Genomic DNA, 15,899 nt, shown 5'->3' with positions numbered 1-15,899 from the left:
CCCATGAACCGATGGTCCCCTGCCGGGTCGCGGCACGCGGTGATCAGCGGTTCTGGCGCGTTGGAGTATGCCTGATCGGACGCGCCACGTCACGGGCGCGAGTGTGTCTTGTCTTTCCCGCCCGCCCACCCGTGCGGGTGCTTTCTTCGTCTGCGGGTGCCGCTTGTGCCTGGTCGGTGCCGGTCCGGGGCACCTCCTCGAAATCCGTACCACCTGGCCTTCGCGAATCCGGCACCCGGCCGTCAACGTATTTCTGCGGGGGCACCCCGCCCCGTCCCCTCCTCGCCCATCGGCGTCCGCCTGCCGGTGGGGGTTACCGGGAGGGGGTGGGTGGGGGCTCGGCCCCTGCGCCCCCCAACCCGCCCGCGTAGGCGGGAGGGGGACGGATGGGCTCGGGCACATCGGCGTCCAACGGTCCACTGTGGCTGAGGAAAGTCCCAAAGACCGGTGACGGCACCCGGCCGTTCCTCCACCGCGGGATCGACGGAGAGCGCCCCCTCAGGGCGGAAGACACCCGGGGCACCCTCACAATCTTGGACACCCACCCCGGCCCCCCATGGACAGGCGGACGCCGACATACCCGAGCCCACCCACCCCTTCTCGTCCGCCCCGGCTGGACGGTCGGTCGCGCAGGGGGCCGAGCCCCCACCCACCCCGTCCCATCCGCCCCAGGCGGACCGTCGGACGCCGACGTACCCGAGCCCACCCACCCCCTCCCGGCCACCCCCACCGGACAGGCGGACGCCGACGTACCGGGAGGGGACGGGCCGGGGTGCCCCCGCAGAAATGCGGTGACAGGGACGGTGCCGGATGAGCAAGGCCAGGTAGCCGCATTTCGAGGAGGTGCCCCGGACCGGCACCGACCAGGCACAAGCGGCACCCGCAGACGACAAAGCACCCGCACGGGTGGGCGGGCGGGCAAGACAAAGGGCAAGAGGGCTAGCGGCCAGCCAGGCGGCAGGCGAGCACGGGACGCTGTCCCTCGTCTACGACCGGGTCCGCTGAGGTGCCCCGTGCTACGCCACCAGCATCGCGCGGATGCGGGAGGAGCGGACCTGTCCGAGGAGGCGCAGCGCGCGCGAGCGCGCCGCCTGGGCCTCCTCGGGTTGGCCGGACGCGGCCAGATTGAGGGCGAGTTCGGCCTCGTACAGGGCGATGTTCCGGGTGAAGTGCGGGTCCTGGAGGCGCACGGCCTCGCGGGCGGCGGCAGCGGCGCGGGAGTGGGCGCCGAGGGCGGACCATGCCTGGGCGGCGAGGCCGGAGAGTTCGGCTTCGCCGAAGAACGTCATCCAGGCGGGGTCGGCGTCGCGCGGGCCGGAGGCGAAGAGGGAGTGGGCGCGGGAGAGGGCGAGTTCGCAGCCGCGCCGGTCGCCGAGCCCGGCGCGTCCCCCGGCCTCGCGCAGGGCCAGCAGGGAGAGCAGCCGGGGGGAGCCGAAGAAGCGGGCGAGGAGCTGGGCGGCCTGGGCGGCGCGGACGGCCTCGCGGGGGCGCCCGGCGTCGCGGGCGAGGAAGGCGGTGTTGCAGAAGGCGTGGGCCTCCAGGGCGGAGTCCCCGGCCATCCGGGCGGTGGCCAGCGCCTCGGCGTAGTACGAGCGGGCCTCGGTGAGCCGCCCGGAGTCGTGGGCCAACCAGCCGACGGAGATGGCCAGTTCACCGGCGCCGGAGGCGAGCCCGGCGGCGACGGCGGGCCCGTGGCTGCTCTCGTCCAGGAGCCGGTAGGCCGTGCGCAGGGCGTCCCCGGCGTCGTCGTAGAGGCCGTCGGCGCCGTGCCGGTCGTCGTGCAGCCGGATCTGCCGGACGGACTCGTGGACGGCGCGTACCTCGGAGGAACCGGCGCGGCCGGTCGTACGGCCTCGGTCCCGGCCGCCCTGCGCGGGCACCAGCGTGCTGGCGAGGGCGGCGGAGCCGCCGGTCATGAATGCGCGACGCAGCACGTCGCTCTCCTCGTACGTCGGATCGGGAAGGCCGGCGGAAGCCGTGGGGCCGGAAGGGCCGGTGGGGCCGGTGGGGGAGGGCAGGACGGAGAGGGCGGGCGGACCGGCGGCGGCGCCGGACTCGGGGGAGCGGCGGGCGCGGCCCCGTACCGCCCGGCGGGGCGCGAAGCCCATGTCCGCCGAGGTCAGGCCGGGGAACAGATGGCGGAAGACCCGCTGGTAGGCGTAGTTGGGGCAGCGGATCTCCCCGCTCTCCAGCCGCCCGATGTACCGCGCGTCGCAGCTCACGTGCTCGCCGATCTCGCGGGCGGCGCGCCGTACCGCCGCCGCGAATTCGCCCGGCGACCGGTCGCCGCGCAACTGACGGAAGGCGGTGTTGGGCGTGTACGGGGAAGCGGACGCGGCGGCGGACGACCCGGTGGCGCGGGGGAGAGGGGGCAGGGGGAACGACGTCATGACGGACTCCCGGACGGACGGTGCCGCTCGGCGGCGGGGACGACCGTACCGGGGAATCGGGCCCGCGAAATACTCAATTTGCCTACAAAACGGATATCTCACGCGCTATCCGCCATGAAACGCCACCCCTTACGGCGTCATTCACGCGTAGCCGTTGACGCCGGGGCGCGTTGATACGGGTGTGGTGCCGATCCCATCGTGAGCGTGAGGAGAGTTGCCTTGTTGGACACCAGCGGGTCACACACGTCGGGTCCGAGCACGGAGAGCAGCCAACTGCCGCCGCCGTGCGACCTGGTCACCGTGCCGACCAGGCAGGGTCTGGAAGCGGTCGACATCCTGCGGCTGAGCAGCGGAGTCGGTCCCGTACTGCACGACAACTCCGGGCACAGCCTCGGCTTCCTCGTCCCGCCCGGCACCGCGGACTGCTGGGACGTCCCCGGCAGCTCGTGTACCAGCACCGACGGCCGCGGTCTGGTCATCGGTGACGAGCCGCCCGTAGAGGACACCGGCTGGCTGGTGCCGCCGCACACCGACACGGTCGTCACCGACCCGGCCGTACTGCGCGCGGCCCTCGGCATGGCGGCCCGCACCATCGAGCTGGCCGACGGCTTCTGCCCGTCCGCGGACCACCACCGCCCGGCCGAGTCGGTCCTGCGGACCGCGGACGCAACCCCGGGGTACCGCTAGGGCCTGTCCAGCGGATCACGCACGGCCCCTCCGGCCTCCCCGCCCCTGACCCGCCCGGCCGCCGGCCGTCCCCGATAATCGGGGGATGGCAGGCAAGCGGCAGAGCGGCGGCAGGGCGCGTACCCCGGACACGGTCGAGGCACAGGTGGGAGGCGGACTCGCCGCGCTCGTGCCCGACCGGGCGCGCCCCGGCGGCTGGACGCTGCTGATCGACGGCGCCCCGCAGTCGCATGTGGACCTCGCGGACCCCGCGCACCTGGACTTCTCCTACCAGCGCAGGCTCGGCCACCTGATCGACCTGGCCGCGCCGCCCGGCCGCCCGTTGCAGGTCCTGCACCTGGGCGGCGGCGCCCTGACGCTGGCCCGCTACACCGCGCACACCCGCCCGCGCTCCACCCAGCAGGTCGTGGAACTGGACACCGCGCTGGTCGAGTTGGTCCGGGCCGAACTGCCCTGGGACCGCGGCTGGCGGATCAAGGTACGCGGCGGCGACGCCCGCGCGGGCCTGGCCAAACTGCCCGACGGCTGGGCCGACCTGGTCATCGCCGACGTCTTCGGCGGCGCCCGCACCCCCGCCCACCTCACCAGCGCCGAGTTCCTCACCGAGGTCCGCCGGGTGCTGCGGCCCGACGGGCACTACGCCGCCAACCTCGCAGACGGCGGGCGGCTGGACTTCCTGCGCGCGCAGATCGCCACCGTACGGGCCGCCTTCGCCGAGGTCTGCCTGGCCGCGGACCCCGCCGTGCTGCGCGGCAAGAGATTCGGCAATCTCATCCTCTACGCCGCCGACCACCCGCTGCCGGTCGCCGAACTGACCCGCAGGGTCGCCACCGACCCGCACCCCGGCCGGGTCGAACACGGCCGCGGGCTGGCGGACTTCGCGGGCGGCGCGCCCGTCGTCACGGACGCCACGGCCGCCGACTCCCCGGCGCCACCGCCCGGCGTCTTCACGTAAGCCCGCGGCCTGCCCCGTGGCGGCGGGCCGGGCGTCAGTCCTCGAAGGCCTGGACCGTCGGCGCGTGGCCGTTCCAGGTGCAGAAGACGGAGGACGAGCCGCTGCCGGAGGTCTCGGTGAAGGTCACCCGCAGCCAGCCGTCCTGCGTCCAGACCTGCATCTGCCAGCCCGGATTGGGCGTCGCGGAGACCAGCGACGCCGAGTCGGGGCCCAGGTCGAGGGCGACCCGGCCGCCCTCCACGGTGTAGCTGTGCACATGGCCGGTGTCGCCGCTCGCCGTGGCGGTCGCCTTCGGCGTGCCCGGCGGCGTCTTCGGCGGCACCTTGGCCTTGCCGGTGACCGGGGGCGGGGCTGTCGCCCTGGTGTGCGTGGCGGTCGGCGTCGCGGGCGGCGTCGGCTTCGGGCGGTGCGTGGAGGACACGACCGGCGGGTCCCCGTCCGAGATCGGCAGGGCGCGCGGCGGGTCGTACGCCGTACGCAGCACCGAGTGCACGCCGAACCACGACAAGGTCACGGCCGCCGCGGTCGCCAGCGCCCAGGCGCCGACATGGAACAGTCCTCTGTGCACGCGCGCCATACTGCCGCACCCGCCCGCCGCCCGGAACACGTACAGGAACGCCCGGCTCAACGCCCGGCTCAGCGTCCGCCTCAACACCGGGTTCGGCACCGGATTCGGCACCGGGCCCAGCGGCTGGCCGAAGCACCGCCGTCCGCGAGACCGCCCGCCCCGCCGCGCGTCCGATGCGCCCCTTTACGCACCCCCGTCCGCGCCCCGTACGCACCTCGGATCGCCGGGCGGGCCGGTGCCCGGTCCCCCGGATGGGCTAGGTTGCGGCGCATGGCAAGTGTGCTCGTGGTCGAGGACGACCAGTTCGTGCGGTCCGCCCTCATTCGGCACCTCACCGAGGCGTCCCACACGGTACGCAGCGTGGGGACGGCTCTTGAGGCGTTGCGGGAGGTCGCGCAGGTCGGCTTCGACGTGGTCATCCTCGACCTCGGCCTGCCCGACCTCGACGGGTCCGAGGCGCTGAAGATGCTGCGCGGCCTCAGCGACGTACCGGTGATCATCGCGACCGCGCGGGACGACGAGGCCGAGGTCGTACGGCTGCTCAACGCCGGGGCCGACGACTACCTGATCAAGCCGTTCTCCGTCGAGCACCTGTCGGCGCGGCTCTCCGCCGTCCTGCGGCGCGCCCGCAGCCGGTCCGCCGCGCCCACCGCGGACGCCCTGATCCACGTCGGCGGCCTGCACATCGACGTACGCCGCCGACAAGCGGTCCTGGACGGCGCCGTCCTCGACCTGACCCGCCGCGAATTCGACCTGCTGGCCTTCCTCGCCGCCCGGCCCGGCGTCGTCGTCGCCCGCCGCGAACTGCTCGCCGAGGTCTGGCAGCAGTCGTACGGCGACGACCAGACCATCGACGTCCACCTGTCGTGGCTGCGCCGCAAGCTCGGCGAGACCGCGGCCAGTCCGCGCTATCTGCACACCCTGCGCGGCGTCGGCGTCAAACTCGAACCGCCCGCCGCCCTGCCGCCCACCGCGATACCGGCCGCCCCCGCGGCGCCGCCGTCATGAGATGGGCGCTGATCAAGGTGAGCCTGGCGGTGACGGCGATGGTCGTCATCGCCTTCGCCGTACCGCTCGGCCTGGTCGTCAAGGAACTGGCCCGCGACCGCGCGCTCACCAACGCCGAACGCCAGGCCGCCGCGATCGGCCCCGCCCTGGCCATCACCACCGACCGGGGTGAGCTGGAACGCGCCATCGCCAGCACCCAGGCGGGCGCCGAGTCCCGGATCGCGCTGCGCATACCGGCCACCGCGCAGTCCCCGGCCGTCGGCATCGGCACCCCGCACGCCACCGACGCCGCGCTGCACACCGCCTCGGCGTACGGCGAGGCCGCGACCGTACGCGTCCCCGGCGGATACGCGCTGCTCCAGCCGACCGCCGTCAGCTCGGGGACGGTCGCGGTCGTCGAGGTGTTCGTGCCCGACGACGACATCAACCGCGGTGTCCCCACCGCCTGGCTGGTGCTGGCCGCCGTCGGAATCGGCCTGATCGTCGGCTCGGTCGCCATCGCCGACCGGCTCGGCACCCGCATGGTCCGCCCCGCCGCCCGGCTCGCGGGCGCCGCGCAGCGCCTCGGCGAAGGCGACCTGGCGGTACGGGTTCCCGAGGCCGGTCCCAGCGAACTGCGGTCCGCCGCCGCCGCGTTCAACGCCATGGCCGACCAGGTGGTCGAACTCCTCGCCAGCGAAAGGGAGTTGGCGGCTGATCTATCGCACCGGCTGCGCACCCCGCTCACCGTGCTGCGGCTCAACACCGCGTCCCTCGGCGAAGGTCCGGCCGCCGACCAGACCCGAGCGGCCGTCGCCCAGCTCGAACGCGAGGTCGACCAGATCATCCGCGCCGCCCGCGAACAGCGCGGCGCCCACACCGCGACCGGCGCCGCCGGGTGCGACGCCGCCGAGGTCATCCGCGAACGGATGGCCTTCTGGTCCGCGCTCGCCGAGGACGAGGGCCGCGAGGTCCGCTCCGCGGGGGCCGACCGGCCGGTACGGGTCCCCGTCGCCCGCGCCGAACTGGCCGCCGCCCTCGACGCCATGCTCGGCAACGTCTTCCGCCACACCCCGGAGGGCACCGCCTTCGCCGTCGACGTCCACCGCGGCGACGACGCCGTCATCGTCCTCGTCTCCGACGCCGGACCCGGCGTCGCCGACCCGGCCGCCGCCCTGCGCCGCGGCCACGGCGCGGGCGGCCAGGGCTCCACCGGCCTCGGCCTCGACATCGTCCGCCGCGTTGCCGAATCCACCGGAGGCGACCTCGCCGTCGGCCGCAGCGTCCTCGGCGGCGCCGAGATCCGCCTCTGGCTCGCCCTCTCCCCCCACACCTCGACCCCCCACCCCACCCACCGCCGCACCCCCCTCAACCGCCACCGCTGAGCGCGCAGCGCGCCCGGCGCGGGTGCCGGAAGCCAGGATTCAGCCCGTCCGGCGTCTGTGGGGGCACCTCCCAGCAGTAGTTGGGGGCGACGAGCCCCGCCGGCGATGAGGCCCCACCTTTAACGGCTCCCTTGCGCCGCCTTAAGCGCGCCATAAGAACCCCGTCCGCAGCCCGGACCAGCCAATTTGTCCCCTCTCCGCGCGCTAGCGTGCCAACGCGTCCCCCTCCCCCCAACCCCCAAGAGGCAGGCTCGAACATGGCAACAACGCACCGCCGTCGCCCCAGCCGGAAGGTCCAACTGATAGGCGGCCTCACCGCCGTCGCCGCCGTAGCCGGAGGCGCCTTCGCACTGGCGGGATCGGCGAGTGCCGCGTCGGTCGGGGCGGTGTACTCCAAGACCAGCGGGTGGGACGGCGGTTACACCGGCCAGTACGAGATCACGAACTCCGCGAGCAGCGCCCTCACCGGCTGGACGCTGAAGTTCGACCTGCCTGCGGGAACGAAGATCAGCTCGCTGTGGAACGGCAGTTACCAGGTGTCGGGCCAGACGGTCACCGTCACCGCGGAGAGCTGGAACGGCACGATCGCCCCCGGCGGCAAAGTCGACGTCGGCTTCGTGACGAGCGCGTCCGGCGCGGCGGGCGACCCCGTCAACTGCCTGATCAACACTGCGAAGTGCTCGGTCTCCGACGGCCCCACGCAGACCCCGACGGGCCACCCGACGCAGACCGCGACCCCCACGGCGACCCCGACCCAGAAGCCCACGCAGAGCCCGACGCCCACCGCCACCCCGACCCCGACCCCGACCTCGGGCGGCGGCGGCACCACGGCGTCCAGCGGCTTCGCCCCCTACGTCGACACCTCCCTCTACCCGGCGTACGACCTCGTCGCCGCGTCGAAGGCCAACGGCGTCAAGGAGTTCAACCTCGCCTTCCTCGTGTCCGGCGGCGGCTGCGTCCCCAAGTGGGGCGGCGTCACCGACCTGGGCGGTGACGCGGTGGCCGCGCAGATCGGCGCGCTGCGGGCGGCCGGCGGCGACGTACGCGTATCGTTCGGCGGCGCCAACGGTACGGAGCTGGCCTCGGCGTGCTCCTCGGCGTCGGACCTGGCGGCGGCGTACGGCAAGGCCATCGACCAGTTCAAGCTCACGAAGGTCGACTTCGACGTGGAGGGCGGCGCGCTGCCGGACACCGCGGCCAACACCCGCCGCGCGCAGGCCATCGCCCAACTCCAGAAGAGCCACAGCGGACTTGAGGTCTCGTACACGCTGCCCGCGATGCCGACCGGGCTCACGCAGGACGGCATCAATCTGCTGAGCAACGCCAAGAGCAACGGGGTGGACATCCACGCCGTCAACATCATGGCGATGGACTACGGTTCCTCGTTCAGCGGCGACATGGGCCAGTACGCGATCGACGGCGCGACCGCCACGCAGGCGCAGGTCAAGAGCGTGCTCGGGATCTCCGACGCCGCCGCGTGGAAGAAGATCGCGGTGACGCCGATGATCGGCGTCAACGACGTCGCCACGGAGATCTTCACCGTTGAGGACGCCACGCAGTTGGTGACCTTCGCCAAGTCCAAGGGCCTGGCGTGGCTGTCGATGTGGTCCGCGACCCGCGACAAGCAGTGCGCGGGCGGCGCGCAGAGCTGGGCCGACGCCTCGTGCAGCTCGATCGTGCAGAGCGCGGGCGCCTTCTCCAAGGCGTTCGCCGCGTACACCGGCTGACGGCACGTCACCTGTGAACGCCCCCTGAACCGTGCCTCTCCCACCCCCACGGGAGAGGAGCGCGGAGCGGTACGGACAGCACCCTCGAGCTGTCCGTACCGCTCCTTTTCCGTTCCCTCAGGAAGCCCCGTCCTCCTCCGCGACTCCCTGAAGGACGTTCTCGCGGGCGACGGCCGCGTACCAGTGGGCGCTCTGCTTGGGGATGCGGCGCTGTGTGCCGAAGTCGACGTAGACCGCGCCGAACCGCTTGCTGTAGCCGTACGCCCACTCGAAGTTGTCCATCAGCGACCACAGGAAGTAGCCGCGTACGTCCACGCCGTCGGCGATCGTGCGGTGGATCGCCGCCAGGTGGCTGCGCAGATACGCGATCCGCTCCGGGTCGTTGACCGTGCCCTCGGGCGAGATGTAGTCGTCGTAGGCGGCGCCGTTCTCGGTGACCATCATCGGCAGCCCCGGGTGCTCGCGCGCCACCCGGTGGATCAGGTCGTACAGACCGGTGGCGTCCACCGCCCAGCGCATCGCGGTGGTCTCGCCGGGCGGCAGGTGGAAGGCGACGTGCTCGGAGCCGGGCCACGGCGAGTGGTCGCTGGCGCCGTGCCCGTCGTTGCGGGGCACGTCGGGTCCGTCGGCGCGCTGCTTGCCGTCCGAAACCAGCGTCGGCGTGTAGTAGTTGATGCCCAGCAGGTCGATCGGCCGGGAGATCTCCGCGAGGTCGCCCTCCCGTACCAGCGACTCCCAGTCCACCAAGTGGGCGGTGTCCGCGAGGAGATCGGCCGGGTAGTCGCCGCCGAGGATCGGGCCGAGGAAGACCCGGTTGCCGACCGCGTCGATCCGGCGGGCCGCGTCGAGGTCGCCCGGTGAGGTGGTCAGCGGGCGGATCTGGTGCAGATTGAGGGTGATCGAGGTCTGCGCGGCGGCGGGCAGCGCGGAGCGCAGGGCCCCGATCGCCTTGCCGTGCGCGAGGTTGAGGTGGTGGACGGCCCGCAGCGCCGACTCCGGCTCGGTGCGGCCCGGCGCGTGCACGCCGGAGCCGTAGCCGAGGAAGGCCGAGCACCAGGGCTCGTTGAGGGTCGTCCAGTACGGCACCCGGTCGCCGATCGCGCCGGCCACCAGCGCCGCGTAGTCGGCGAACCGCTCGGCGGTGTCGCGTACCGTCCAGCCGCCGACGTCCTCCAGATCCTGCGGGAGGTCCCAGTGGTAGAGGGTGGCCACCGGCGTGATGCCGCGGTCGAGCAGTTCGTCGGTGAGCGAGCGGTAGAAGTCGAGGCCGCGCTGGACGGCCGGGCCGCGCCCGGTCGGCTGCACGCGCGACCAGGAGACGGAGAACCGGTACGCGCCCAGGCCCAGGTCGGACATGAGCGCGACGTCGTCGCGGAAGCGGTGGTAGTGGTCGGCCGCGATGTCACCCGTGTCCCCGTTGTGGACGCGGCCGGGCGTGTGGCTGAAGGTGTCCCAGATCGAAGGGGTGCGGCCGTCCTCGGCCGCGGCGCCCTCGATCTGGTAGGCGGCGGTGGCCGCCCCCCAGACGAAGCCGGGGGGAAAGCGGAGCGAGGCCGAGACATTGGCGCTCTCGGCGCTCTCGGAGCGGACAGCGGTCATAACGGGGGACTCCAGGGGAATCAGGGGTAAGCGGGGGAGGGGGCCAACAGGACGCTGCTCAGGGGGAGTTCAGGGGAGGCATGGGGGAGTTCACGAAGGGTTCAGCTCTTGACGGCACCTGCCGTGATGCCGCCGACGATGTGCTTGCCGAGGACCGCGAAGACCAGCAGCAGCGGCAGCGTGGCGACCAGCGCGCCCGTCACCACGATCGAGTGGTCGATGGTGTGGTCACCGGAACCCAGACCGGCCAGCGCGACCTGAACCGTCGGGTTCTGCTGGTTGAGCGCGATGAACGGCCAGAAGAAGTCGTTCCACGACTGCACGAACACCAGCATTCCCAGCACGGCCATCGCGGGCCGCGCCACCGGGAACACCACGTGCCAGATGATCCGCAGGCTGTGCGCGCCGTCCACCCGCGCCGCCTCGACCAGTTCGATCGGCAGCGCCTCGGACAGGAACTGCCGCATGAAGAACACGCCGAAGGCGGCCACCAGCGACGGCAGGATGACGGACTGGATGTGCCCGACCCAGCCCAGGTTGGTGATGATCTGGTAGAGCGGGATCACGCTGAGCTGCGGCGGGATCGTCATCGTCGCGACCACCAGCATCAGCAGCGCGTTACGGCCGCGGAACTGGAGCTTGGCGAAGGCGAATCCGGCGAGCGTCGCGAACATGACCGTGCTGAACGACACGAAGCCCGCCACGATCGTGGAGTTGATCAGGGCCTTGCCCATGTCGACCTGGTCCCACACGATGTGCAGGTTGTCGATCAGATGGCTGCCGGGCAGCAGCGGCATCGGCGGCGTGACGATCTCGGCGTCCGTGCGCGACGCCGCCACCACCGTCCAGTACAGCGGGAACAGCGAGATCAGCGCCGCGACGACGAGAATCACGTACGCGACCGGGCCCGCGTGCTCCTGCTTGCCCGCCCCACTCCTGCGCAGGAACCGGCGACGCGGGGGCCTGGGCGGCGGTACGGCGGCGGACCGCCGCGACGGCGCGGCCCCGAACGCTTGCGTTTCGGTTGTCTGTGCCATGAGGTCAGCCCCCGAGCTTCCGGCGGTTGGCCCGCACGATCAACAGTTGGACGGCGCCGATGAGCAGCAGGATCAGCAGCATCACCCAGGCCACGGCGGAGGCCTGGCCCAGCGCGCCGGTCGCCCAGCCCTTCTCGTACATGTAGAGGCTCAGCGTCTGGTACTGATGCGCGGAGCCGCCGCTGACGCCGACTCCGCCGCCGTAGATCAGCGGCTCACCGAAGAGCTGTGTGGCGCCGATCGTTGAGACCACGATGGTGAAGAGAATCGTCGGCCGGATCGAGGGGATCGTGACGCTGATGAACTGCCGCCAGCGCGAGGCCCCGTCGAGCGCCGCCGCCTCGTACAGGTCGGACGGCACGGCCTGCATCGCGGCCAGGTAGATCAGCGCGTTGTAGCCGGTCCAGCGCCAGGTCACGATCGCCGAAATGGCGATCTGCGCGGGCCACTTGGACGACTGCCAGTCGAGGTTGTGCACCCCGAAGTGGGCGAGGATCTGGTTGACCATCCCGTAGTCGGGATTGAAGAGCTGGACGAAGACCAGCGACGCCGCCGCGATCGAGGTGGCGTACGGCGCGAGCACCGCGACCCGGAAGAAGCCGCGCGCCCTGAGCTTGAAGTTCAGCAGGTGCGCGAGCCCGAGCGCCATCAGGAGCTGCGGCACGGTCGAGATCACCGCGAGCGAGAAGGTGTTGCGCAGCGCGTTCCAGAAGAACTCGCTGTCCCACAGGCGGGTGTAGTTCCGGAAACCGACCCAACTGGCGTCGCCGCCGAGCTGCACCTGGTTGAAGGAGAGGTAGCCGGTGTAGATCAGCGGAAAGAGGCCGAAGGCCGCGAAGCAGATGAAGAACGGGGCGATGTACGCGTACGGCGACGCCTTGGTGTCCAGCCGGTACAGCCTGGAACGCCAGCCCGGGGGGCGGTGGGCGCCCTTGCCGGGCGAGCGGGGGGCGGCGGGCCGGGACGACGGAGGACTGCCGTCGGACGTCGCCCTGACGGAGGTGGCCACGAGTGGCGTCCTTCCCGTAGGGGTTCGGGCGAGGGTTGTGCGGTGACTGGAGGAGGGCCGCGGTCGTCCGGGGTGGTCCGGCCGCGGCTGCGGGGGCGGTACGAGGTGCGGGGAGACGAGGTGCGGGCCGCCCGGCAGGTGGGAGACACTGCCGGGCGGCCCCGTCCGCGCTACTGGTCGATCTTGTCCTTGACCAGCGCCTTCACGTTCGACCACGCCTTTTCGGCCGAGGTGCCGTGCTGCTCCATGTCGAGGATTCCGTTGTCGGTGATGAAGGTCTTCACCTGACCGTCGTACTGGCCGATGGGCGCGGGCTGGATGCTCTCCGCGGTGGCCGAGTAGATCTTGCCGACGGGGGTGTCACCGAAGTACGGGTTCGTCGCGTTCTGCACGGCCGGGTCGGCGAGACCCGCCTTGGTCGACGGGATGTTGCCGTTCTTCGCGAAGACCTTCGCCTGCTGGGCGGGTGCGGTCAGCCAGGCGGCCAGCGCGGTCGCCTCCGCTATGTGCTTGCCGGCCTTGGGCACCGACAGGAACGAACCGCCCCAGTTGCCGGCCTGCGGCGGCGCGGCGATGTCCCACTTGCCCTGGTTGGCGGGGCCGGCCGAGTCCTTGATGATGCCGATCATCCAGCTCGGGCAGGCCACGGTCGCGAACTTGGAGTTCTTGAACGCCGCGTTCCAGGTGTTGGCGTCGAACTGCCGCAGCTTGTCGGTCAGTCCGTCCTTGACGGCCTCGGTCGCCAGGTCCCACGCCGTCTTCACACCGGGGCTGGTGTCGTAGATCAGCTTGCCGGACGCGTCGGAGTACTGCGTGGTCTGGCTGGAGACCACCGCGTTGAACAGGCCGCTGCCGGAGTCGGTGAAGGCCACACCCGAGGGCGCATTCGCCTTGAACTCCTTGCCGACGGCCAGGAACTTCGACCAGTCACCGGCCCACTTGGCCGCGACCGCCTCGCGGTCGTCGGGCAGACCCGCGGCCTTGAAGAGGTCCTTGCGGTAGCAGACCGCCATCGGGCCGATGTCGGTGCCCAGGCCGATCACCGAACCGTCGGTGGTGGTGGCCTGCTTCTCCTTGTAGTCCAGCCAGTCGCCGACGTTGACGCCCTTGGCCTTGCCCAGGTCCACGAACTTCGACGCCAGCGTCGGGCCGGTGGCCTCGGCGATGTAGCCGATCTCGATGGCCTGGATGTCGGAGAGGCCGCTGCCCTGGGAGAGGTGGAGCTTCAGGGCGTCCCAGTACTGCTGCCCGTCGGCGACGTTGTCCTCGACGATCGTGATGTTGGGGTGCAGCTTGTGGTACTCGGAGAAGAGGGCCGCGCCCGTCTTGTCGTCGTAGCCGAACGATCCGAAGTCACCGACGTGCAGCGTGATCTTCTCGGTCGAGGAGGCGGTGCTCCCGTTGCCCGAGTCCTTGCTCTTGCTGTCGCTGCTGCATCCGGTGATCAGGGTCGCGCAGGTCGCGAGACCCGCGACCGCGATGACTGCGGCCTTGCGGGTTCTGCCGGAAGTGCGCATTCCACTCTCCTTGTCAGGGTGGGTCTGGCGTGCGGTGGTGCGAGTGAGGGTGTGGGAGCGCTCCCACTAAGCTTGCCGGAACAATCCGGCCTCGGAGGGGTCAGTGTCAAGATGTGAAGTCGATTTCGTTGCCGGAACGTGTCCGGACCGGACCGATGGTCACTTCTTGAACGGATCGGACGCCGTGGGGCGGGTACGGTGAACACAGCGTGGGAGCGCTCTCAAGAGATCCTGCTGTCCAGAGCGGGCCGGGCGCTAAGGTGGCGCGACAGTGGAGCACAGGAGGCGGAAGTGGCCATGAACGGGCGGCACAGCGGACGGCCCACCCTGGAAGAGGTGGCTGTACGCGCCGGGGTGGGACGCGGCACGGTCTCGCGCGTCATCAACGGGTCGCCGCGGGTCAGCGACCGCGCGAAGGCCGCGGTCGAGGCCGCCATCGCCGAACTGGGGTACGTGCCCAACCGCGCGGCCCGCGCGCTGGCCGGAAATCGTACCGACGCGATCGCTCTGGTCATCCCCGAGCCGGAGACGCGGCTCTTCGCCGAGCCGTACTTCTCCGACATCATCCGGGGGATCGGGGCGGAGCTGGCCGACACCGACATGCAGCTCCTGCTCACGCTGATCCGTACGCCCAAGGAGCGGGCCCGTTTCGGCCAGTACCTGGCCGCGCACCGCGTGGACGGCGTCCTGCTGGTCTCCGTCCACGAGGACGATCCGCTGCCCGACCTTCTCGAACAGCTCGACATGCCCGCCGTTCTGAACGGGCGGCGCAGTGACCTGGAATCCGTCTCGTACGTGGACGCCGACAACGTCGGCGGCGCGCGTGCCGCCGTCGCCCACCTCTTCGCCCGCGGGCGGCGGGCCGTCGCGACGATCACCGGGCCGCCGGACATGTACGTGGCCCGGTGTCGCCTCGACGGGTATCGGCAGGCCGTGGAGGCGGCGGGGATTTCCGCCGGGGGTTCCTCGGGGGGCTCCTCGGACTCGGAGCTCGTCGCCCGGGGCGACTTCACCGAGGAGGGCGGGCGGCGGGCCATGCGCGAGCTGCTCGCGCGGCGGCCGGACATCGACGCCGTTTTCGCCGCCTCCGACCTCATGGCGGCCGGCGCGCGGCAGGTGCTGCGCGAGTCGGGGCGGATTGTGCCGACCGATGTCGCGCTCGTCGGTTTCGAGGACTCGGCCATCGCGCGCCACATGGATCCGGCGCTCACCAGTGTTCGGCAGCCGACGGAGGAGATGGGGCGCACGATGGCGCGGGTGCTTCTGGAGGAGATCGCTGAGCGGGATTCGGTGCGACGCCATGTCGTTCTGGCCACTGAGCTGATTCAACGCGACTCTGTTTAGGGCTCGTTGTCTTGTCTTTCCCGCCCGCCCACCCGTGCGGGTGTTTTCTTCGTCTGCGGGTGCCGCTTGTGCCTGGGTCGGTGCCGGTCCGGGGCACCTCCTCGAAATGCGGCTACCTGGCCTTTGCTTATTCGGCACCCTTCTTGTCACCGCATTTCTGCGGGGGCACCCCGGCCCGTCCCCTCCCGGTACGTCGGCGTCCGGCGGTCCGGTGGGGGTTGCCGGGGAGGGGGTTCTTTTCGGCGAGCCGCCCTGCGCCGGTGCCCCCTCCCGGCCGCTCCGGAAAGACCGGTCCCTTCCCCAGGCGCCCAACGAAGCCTCTGTTACCCCCCCCAGCACCCGCACCCCCCGCCCACCCGGCTGGACGTCGGGTGACGCAGGGCCCGGGCTCCCCCCCACCCCCTTGCGCCCACCCCGCCGGAGGGTTGGGCGTCGCAGGGCCCGCACCCCCTCCCACCCTCCCCCCCCCCAGCCACAGCGGACAGGCGGACGCCGACGGACCGGAGGGGACGGTGCGGGGTGCCCCCGCAGGGGGACGAACGGAAAGGGGCTGGACGTTTTCGAAGTGGGTGCACGTTCGTCGCCCGAGGAGGTGCCCCGGGCCGGGACCGACCGGGCACAAGCGGCACCCGCAGACGAAGAAAGCACCCGCACGGGTGGGCGGGTGGGAAAGACAGGACGGAGGAAGAACAGG

12 protein-coding genes are annotated in these 15,899 nt (G+C 71.9%); 6 read left to right on the top strand and 6 right to left on the bottom strand.

The features are described from left to right. Positions 1–1,016: 1,016 nt before the first annotated feature. On the bottom strand, positions 1,017–2,390 hold the full coding sequence (locus ACIO6U_RS05675; protein ID WP_401715730.1) for a tetratricopeptide repeat protein: 1,374 nt from the start codon (positions 2,388–2,390) through the stop codon (positions 1,017–1,019). A gap of 219 nt (positions 2,391–2,609) precedes the next feature. Between ACIO6U_RS05675 and ACIO6U_RS05670 the strand changes: the two genes are divergently transcribed. Together ACIO6U_RS05670 and ACIO6U_RS05665 are read left to right on the top strand one after the other, a co-directional pair. Further along, positions 2,610–3,077, top strand: coding sequence for a hypothetical protein (locus ACIO6U_RS05670; RefSeq protein ID WP_401715727.1), 468 nt, complete (start codon positions 2,610–2,612; stop codon positions 3,075–3,077). A gap of 85 nt (positions 3,078–3,162) precedes the next feature. Next, positions 3,163–4,032 carry a fused MFS/spermidine synthase gene (locus tag ACIO6U_RS05665; protein ID WP_355336928.1) on the top strand — a complete coding sequence of 290 codons (870 nt, stop codon included), beginning with the start codon at positions 3,163–3,165 and terminating at the stop codon, positions 4,030–4,032. Positions 4,033–4,066: 34 nt separating this feature from the next. On the opposite strand, the gene ACIO6U_RS05660 is transcribed toward ACIO6U_RS05665, so the two are convergent. Beyond that, entirely contained in the window at positions 4,067–4,609 is a 543-nt protein-coding gene (locus ACIO6U_RS05660) for a hypothetical protein (protein WP_355336930.1), read from the bottom strand. Positions 4,610–4,870: 261 nt separating this feature from the next. On the opposite strand from ACIO6U_RS05660, the gene ACIO6U_RS05655 reads away from it, so the two are divergent. The 3 genes from ACIO6U_RS05655 (at position 4,871) to ACIO6U_RS05645 (ending at position 8,699) form a co-directional block, all read left to right on the top strand. Then, on the top strand, positions 4,871–5,608 hold the full coding sequence (locus ACIO6U_RS05655) for a response regulator transcription factor (RefSeq protein ID WP_355336932.1): 738 nt from the start codon (positions 4,871–4,873) through the stop codon (positions 5,606–5,608). Next, positions 5,605–6,972 carry a sensor histidine kinase gene (locus ACIO6U_RS05650; protein WP_401715722.1) on the top strand — a complete coding sequence of 456 codons (1,368 nt, stop codon included), beginning with the start codon at positions 5,605–5,607 and terminating at the stop codon, positions 6,970–6,972. Before ACIO6U_RS05655 ends, ACIO6U_RS05650 begins: the two co-directional genes overlap by 4 nt. 257 nt (positions 6,973–7,229) lie before the next feature. Then, entirely contained in the window at positions 7,230–8,699 is a 1,470-nt protein-coding gene (locus tag ACIO6U_RS05645) for a cellulose binding domain-containing protein (RefSeq protein ID WP_401715719.1), read from the top strand. A 117-nt stretch (positions 8,700–8,816) separates the two neighbouring features. Here ACIO6U_RS05645 and ACIO6U_RS05640 read toward each other — a convergent pair whose 3' ends face one another. The 4 genes from ACIO6U_RS05640 to ACIO6U_RS05625 form a co-directional block, all read right to left on the bottom strand. Further along, positions 8,817–10,298, bottom strand: a complete 1,482-nt coding sequence (locus ACIO6U_RS05640) for a beta-glucosidase (RefSeq protein ID WP_355336938.1) — start codon at positions 10,296–10,298, stop codon at positions 8,817–8,819. 101 nt (positions 10,299–10,399) lie between these two features. Continuing rightward, positions 10,400–11,335, bottom strand: coding sequence for a carbohydrate ABC transporter permease (locus tag ACIO6U_RS05635; protein WP_401715716.1), 936 nt, complete (start codon positions 11,333–11,335; stop codon positions 10,400–10,402). Positions 11,336–11,339: 4 nt separating this feature from the next. Then, a complete protein-coding gene (locus ACIO6U_RS05630; RefSeq protein ID WP_355336942.1) occupies positions 11,340–12,344 on the bottom strand; it encodes a sugar ABC transporter permease in 1,005 nt (334 codons plus the stop codon). 170 nt (positions 12,345–12,514) lie between these two features. Next, on the bottom strand, positions 12,515–13,861 hold the full coding sequence (locus ACIO6U_RS05625) for an extracellular solute-binding protein (RefSeq protein WP_391163913.1): 1,347 nt from the start codon (positions 13,859–13,861) through the stop codon (positions 12,515–12,517). Between the two features lie 297 nt (positions 13,862–14,158). Between ACIO6U_RS05625 and ACIO6U_RS05620 the strand changes: the two genes are divergently transcribed. Further along, positions 14,159–15,205: a LacI family DNA-binding transcriptional regulator gene (locus tag ACIO6U_RS05620; RefSeq protein WP_401715871.1), complete on the top strand. Its 1,047-nt coding sequence runs from the start codon at positions 14,159–14,161 to the stop codon at positions 15,203–15,205. Positions 15,206–15,899: the final 694 nt, after the last annotated feature.

This window comes from Streptomyces sp. NPDC087422, from assembly GCF_044744145.1.
Classification (GTDB): Bacteria; Actinomycetota; Actinomycetes; order Streptomycetales; family Streptomycetaceae; genus Actinacidiphila.
This window is presented reverse-complemented; position numbering and strand designations above follow the sequence as displayed.

Coding starts and splice junctions, on each gene's coding strand:
- ACIO6U_RS05620 (WP_401715871.1), top strand. CDS start 14,159: ATGAACGGGCGGCACAGCGGACGGCCCACCCTGGAAGAGGTGGCTGTA.
- ACIO6U_RS05640 (WP_355336938.1), bottom strand. CDS start 10,298: ATGACCGCTGTCCGCTCCGAGAGCGCCGAGAGCGCCAATGTCTCGGCC.
- ACIO6U_RS05650 (WP_401715722.1), top strand. CDS start 5,605: ATGAGATGGGCGCTGATCAAGGTGAGCCTGGCGGTGACGGCGATGGTC.
- ACIO6U_RS05655 (WP_355336932.1), top strand. CDS start 4,871: ATGGCAAGTGTGCTCGTGGTCGAGGACGACCAGTTCGTGCGGTCCGCC.
- ACIO6U_RS05645 (WP_401715719.1), top strand. CDS start 7,230: ATGGCAACAACGCACCGCCGTCGCCCCAGCCGGAAGGTCCAACTGATA.
- ACIO6U_RS05675 (WP_401715730.1), bottom strand. CDS start 2,390: ATGACGTCGTTCCCCCTGCCCCCTCTCCCCCGCGCCACCGGGTCGTCC.
- ACIO6U_RS05665 (WP_355336928.1), top strand. CDS start 3,163: ATGGCAGGCAAGCGGCAGAGCGGCGGCAGGGCGCGTACCCCGGACACG.
- ACIO6U_RS05660 (WP_355336930.1), bottom strand. CDS start 4,609: ATGGCGCGCGTGCACAGAGGACTGTTCCATGTCGGCGCCTGGGCGCTG.
- ACIO6U_RS05625 (WP_391163913.1), bottom strand. CDS start 13,861: ATGCGCACTTCCGGCAGAACCCGCAAGGCCGCAGTCATCGCGGTCGCG.
- ACIO6U_RS05635 (WP_401715716.1), bottom strand. CDS start 11,335: ATGGCACAGACAACCGAAACGCAAGCGTTCGGGGCCGCGCCGTCGCGG.